This window comes from Streptosporangium sp. NPDC003464 (genome assembly GCF_053588315.1).
The window spans coordinates 1-5,075 of record NZ_JBSFPS010000430.1 but is presented as its reverse complement, the minus strand read 5'-3'; the positions used below and the strand labels follow the sequence as shown (position 1 = coordinate 5,075).

6 protein-coding genes are annotated in these 5,075 nt (G+C 71.3%); all 6 read right to left on the bottom strand.

The annotated features are described in order from the left end of the window. Positions 1-17: 17 nt before the first annotated feature. On the bottom strand, positions 18-416 hold the full coding sequence (locus ACWDS7_RS46395; RefSeq protein WP_306858562.1) for a DUF3040 domain-containing protein: 399 nt from the start codon (positions 414-416) through the stop codon (positions 18-20). A 147-nt stretch (positions 417-563) separates the two neighbouring features. Continuing rightward, complete coding sequence (gene dinB / locus ACWDS7_RS46390; protein WP_451934498.1) at positions 564-1,784, bottom strand: DNA polymerase IV; 1,221 nt, start codon at positions 1,782-1,784, stop codon at positions 564-566. Positions 1,785-1,839: 55 nt separating this feature from the next. Next, the gene (locus ACWDS7_RS46385; protein WP_306857748.1) at positions 1,840-2,598 is read right to left on the bottom strand and encodes a methyltransferase domain-containing protein; all 759 of its coding nucleotides are present in this window, start codon (positions 2,596-2,598) and stop codon (positions 1,840-1,842) included. Between the two features lie 178 nt (positions 2,599-2,776). Continuing rightward, positions 2,777-3,187: a transcription antitermination factor NusB gene (gene nusB / locus ACWDS7_RS46380; RefSeq protein WP_306857747.1), complete on the bottom strand. Its 411-nt coding sequence runs from the start codon at positions 3,185-3,187 to the stop codon at positions 2,777-2,779. Next, positions 3,187-3,747 carry an elongation factor P gene (gene efp / locus ACWDS7_RS46375; RefSeq protein WP_306857746.1) on the bottom strand — a complete coding sequence of 187 codons (561 nt, stop codon included), beginning with the start codon at positions 3,745-3,747 and terminating at the stop codon, positions 3,187-3,189. Before efp ends, nusB begins: the two co-directional genes overlap by 1 nt. A 24-nt stretch (positions 3,748-3,771) precedes the next feature. Beyond that, on the bottom strand, positions 3,772-4,839 hold the full coding sequence (locus ACWDS7_RS46370; protein WP_306857745.1) for a M24 family metallopeptidase: 1,068 nt from the start codon (positions 4,837-4,839) through the stop codon (positions 3,772-3,774). Positions 4,840-5,075 lie beyond the last annotated feature (236 nt).

Sequence of the window (5,075 nt, the reverse complement as noted above, 5' to 3'; positions counted from 1 at the left end):
GTCCGTGCGGACAGGGCCTAGCGCTCGTCGCTACGGCGGCGCCAGCGCTCTTCCATCCGCTCCATGAAGCTCTGCCGGGGACCGCCGCGGCGGCCGGTCTTGCCCGGCTGCCCGGGACGCGCGGCCGCGGCGGCCTCGCTGAACCCGTTCATCCGCTTCCAGCTTGACAGACCCCACAGACACGCGGCGAGCATGACCACGAAACCGCCGACGCCGAGCGGGATGTTGATGATCACGACGCCCACCATCAACAGGACGATGCCCAGGAGGAAGCCGATGGAGGCCTTCACCAGGCGACGCTTGTAGTGGCTGCGTGGATCACTGATCCTTACGGTATTGGCCCACTTCGGGTCCTCAGCGTAGAGGGCCTGCTCGATCTGGTCGAGCAAGCGCTGCTCGTGATCAGAGAGCGGCACGGCGCCTCCCAAGGACAGCCCCAGGACGGGGAAGACGGTGACGGACGACACGGGGTGTCCGAACCTCGCGGTCGGTTATCCCCAGAATACGAGGCTGTAGACGTAGACGAAAGAAAACGTCCAACGTAGTCCAAACCGGAGGCGACGTCATGGATCCATTCCATCAAACGGCGGGCGTACAAGCGATGCCGGGAGCACCGCATCCCGGCCGAATCTCCGGGCCGCCCGGTCCATCGCCTGCTCGGCCTCCCGCCAGCCCGTCTCCCGCTCCCCCAGGCCGAGCTGCCGGGTGACCTCGCCGGCCGGACGGAGGTTCTCCACCCGCACCCCGACCAGGCGGAGCCGGACTTTCTCCAGGTCGGCGGCGGTGTAGAGGTCGCAGGCGGTCGCGTAGAGCACCTGGGCGACGTCCGTCGGCTCCCGGAGGGTCCGGGAGCGGGAGATGGTGCTGAAGTCGGCGCGGCGGAGCTTGACACTGACCGTGCGGCCGACGTGGCCGCCCTCCCTGAGCCTGGCGGCGACCCGTTCGGAGAGGCGGAGCAGCTCCCTGCGGATCTTCACTGGGTCGTCAACATCTGTGGCGAATGTCTCTTCGGCCCCGATGCTCTTGTCGGGCACGTGCGGGGTCACCGGACGCTCGTCGCGCCCCCAGGCGAGCGCGGCCAGCTGCGCGCCGGCCGCCTGGCCGAGGTGGCGCTGCAGGGTGGCGACCGGCACCCCGGCGAGCTCCCCGACGGTCCTGATGCCCAGCCGGACCAGGGACTGCTCTGTACGCTCCCCTACGCCCCACAGAGCGCCCACCGGGAGCGGGTGGAGGAAATCCACCACCTTGTCCACCGGGACCACCAGAAGGCCGTCTGGCTTGCAGTGCTGCGAGGCGAGCTTGGCGACGAACTTGCTGTTGGCCACGCCGACGGAGCAGGTGATCCCGTGCTCGCGCGCGACCTGCTCGCGGACCATCGCCGCGATCGCGGCCGGCGGGCCGAGGCGCTTGCGCGCCCCGCCGACGTCGAGGAAGGCCTCGTCGGAGGCGATCGGCTCCACCTCGGGGGTGAACGTGCGGAAGATCTCCATGACGCCCCGGGAGACCTCGGCGTATTTGCCCCGGCTCGGCGGGATGATCACCGCCTGGGGGCAGAGCCGGCGGGCCCGGGTCATGGGCATGGCCGAGTGCACCCCGAACCTCCTGGCCTCGTAGGTGGCGCTGAGCACCACGCCACGCGCGCCGGGCGCGCCGATGATGACGGGCGCGCCCTTGAGCTCCGGGCGCTCGCGCAGCTCGACGCTCGCGTAGAAGGCGTCCATGTCGACGTGGAGGATCGGGCAGCCGGTGTCGTCGGCGCCCAGGTCCGTCCCCGGCCGCGGCATCTGCTGTTTCCTCGACACGGCGCCATCCTATGGGAACACGCGTTCGACGCAAGCCTCATCGACGGCCGAGGACGTGCAGCTGGGTGGCGATGTCGCGGAGCACCGGGTGGGCGGCCGCCGCCTGCTCCAGGGCGACCAGGGCGCGCGCGGCGCCCGGCTCCCCGTCGAGCAGCCGGCTGGGCACCAGGTCGGCGAAGACGCGCACCCCGTGGACCTCTCCGAGGGTGAAGCCGGTCGCGGCCAGGAGCCTCGACAGCGCCTCCCGGGTGAAGCGCCGCGGCGTGGGGTCGCGCTCGCCCCAGCGGCCCTCGGGGTCCTCCAGGACCTGGCGGGCCTCGTCGAACCGGCCGGTGATCGAGCGGTGCAGCGCGGCGGCGAGCGGGTTGGCGGCCAGCACGCTGATCGCGCCGCCCTCGCGCAGCAGGCCGGCCATGGCCGTCAGCGCGCTGACCGGATCCTCCACGTATTCCAGCACGCTGTGGCACAGGACCAGGTCGGCGCCGTCGGCGGGGAGCAGCTCGCCCAGGTCGGCCGCGTCGCCCTGCAGGGCGCGCACGGCCACCCCCGCCTCCGCGGCACGGCGCTCCAGCGCGGCCAGCGAGTCGGGGCTGGGGTCGACGACCGTGACGGCATGCCCGAGCTCGGCCAGCGGCACGGCGAAGCCGCCTGTGCCGCCCCCGGCGTCGACGATGTCGAGCCGCTCGCGCCCGGTCGCGGACACCCTGTCGGCCAGCACTGCCCGCAGGACGTCCCAGACGACGGCGGTGCGGACCGCCGGGGTGCCTGACTGCCGGGAGATGCCTACGGCATGCAACTTCGGATCGCCTCCTCTTTCGGTGACGGACCCAGCCTACGCCGGGCGGTCCCCGGGCCCGGCCAAGGGTGATCCGTACGCGCGCTTGATCGAGGCTTTTCCGGGCGCGGGGCGTACCAGGAGGGATGAGGGGCGGGGCGGCCGCGGGAGACCGGTGACCGGCCTCCCGCGGGACGCGCTACAGCGCCAGGGACGGCTTGAGCTGCTTGAAGCGGGCCATCAGGCCGTTGACGAACTGCGGCGACTCGTCGGTCGACAGCTCGGAGGCCAGGCTGACCCATTCGCTGATGACGACGCCCTCGGGGACGTCGGGCATCCACAGCAGCTCGTAGGTGCCGCCGCGCAGCAGGTTGCGGTCGACCGCGGGCATGCGGTCGAGCGTCCAGCCCTCGGCGTAGGTGGTGATCAGCTCGTCGATGCGCGCCCGGTGCCGGCACACGCCCTCGACGATCGTCGCGGTGTATTCGTTGACGGGCGGCTCGGCCCGCTCCAGGCGCTCGGCGAGGACGCTCAGCGGGTCCTGGCTGCGCGCCTCCGCCTCGAACAGGATGTCCAGCGCGCGCCTGCGCGCCTTACCCCGTGCCGACATCAGGCCCGGCCGAGGTAATCGCCGGTGCGGGTGTCGACCTTGACCTTCTCACCGGTCGTGATGAACAGCGGCACCTTGATCTCGGCGCCGGTCTCCAGCTTGGCGGGCTTGGTGCCACCGGTGGAGCGGTCGCCCTGGAGGCCGGGCTCGGTCTCGGCGATGATCAGCTCGACGGCCGCGGGCAGGTCGACGTAGAGCACGTTGCCCTCGTTGATCGCCACCGTGGCCAGCATGTTCTCCAGCAGGTAGTTGGCGGCGTCGCCGACCGCGACCCGAGAGACGTGGAGCATGTCGTAGGTCTCGGTGTCCATGAAGACGAAGTCGTCGCCGTCCATGTAGGAGAACTGCATCTCGCGCTTGTCGACGTTGGCCACCTCGACCTTGACGCCGGCGTTGAAGGTCTTGTCGACGACCTTGCCCGAAAGGACGTTCTTCAGCTTGGTGCGGACGAACGCACCACCCTTACCGGGCTTGACGTGCTGGAACTCCACAACCGTCCAGAGCTCACCGCCGTCGAGCTTGAGCACCAGGCCGTTCTTGAGGTCGTTCGTCGTCGCCACTAGTTTCTCCTGCGTACGGCCGCTCTAAAGGACAAGCAGCTCTTTGGTCGTCCGTGTGAGAAGTTCCGGTCCGTCATCACGCGTCACGAGCGTGTCCTCGATGCGGACGCCGCCCCTGCCCGGGAGGTAAACTCCAGGCTCAACGGTGACCGGAACTCGATCCTCTAGTCTAGCGTGCTCGCTGTCGGGCTCTGGCTTCACCGGAGACAGGAACGGCAGCTCGTGGATCTCCAGCCCGACGCCGTGTCCGAGGCCGTGCCCGAAGTGCGCCCCGTGACCCGCCTCCGCGATGAGGTCGCGGGCCGCGGCGTCCACCTCGTCGGTGGCGGCGCCGGGCCGTACGGCCCGGCGGCCGGCGCGCTGGGCGGCGCGGACCAGGTCGTACAGCTCGCGCTGCCACTGGGCGGGCTCGCCGATGGCCACCGTCCGGGTCATGTCGGCATGGTAGCCCTCGTGCAGCGCCCCGAAGTCCATGGTGACCAGGTCGCCTCGCTCCAGCGGCCGGTCCGAGGGCGAGTGGTGCGGGATCGAGCCGTTGGGGCCGGCCGCCACGATCGAGTCGAAGGCGGGCTTCTCGGCGCCGAGCTCGATCATCCGGGACTCCAGCGCCCTGGCGATCTCCCGCTCGGTCGCCCCGGGCCGCAGCAGGGGCAGCACGTCGGAGAACGCCTGGTCGGTGAGCTCGCAGGCGACGCGGATGAGGTCGATCTCGGCCTCGTCCTTGACCCGGCGCACCGACTCCACCAGGCCGGACAGGCGCATCAGGCCCTCGCCCAGCCGGAAGTAGTCGGCGACGGGCATGTGGTGGGCCTCGACGGCGACCCGGCCGGCCAGCCCGACCAGGGATCCGGCGACGTCACGCTCCTCGACCACCTCGATGTCGGAGCAGATCCGCCGCGCGGCCTCGGCGTAGCGGGAGTCGGTGGCCAGCGTGGCACGGGCATCGGCCCGGACGAGCACCGCCGCGTTGGAGCTGGCCAGGCCGGTCAGGTAGCGCACGTTGACGCCACGGGTGACCAGGATCGCGTCCGCTCCGTGAGCGGGGAGCAGTGCCGCGAGACGTTCGCGGCGCCGGGCGTGGGTGACGGTCATGTCCCGCATGTTATTGACCGCCGCTGGCCGTTCCCAAAGGGGGCCGCCACCTCCCCCGGAGCCGGCCGCCCCCGCGGAGGCGGCCGGCGGGGTGTCCACGTCACGCTCGGCGGGGTGTCCACGTCACGCTCGGCGGCGTGCCGGGGCCCGGGACGAACCGCATCAGGTCGTCGAGCGTGGCGTCCGGCTTCTTGATCAGGTGGCGGGCCGCGGCGACGACCTCGACGAGGTTGTGC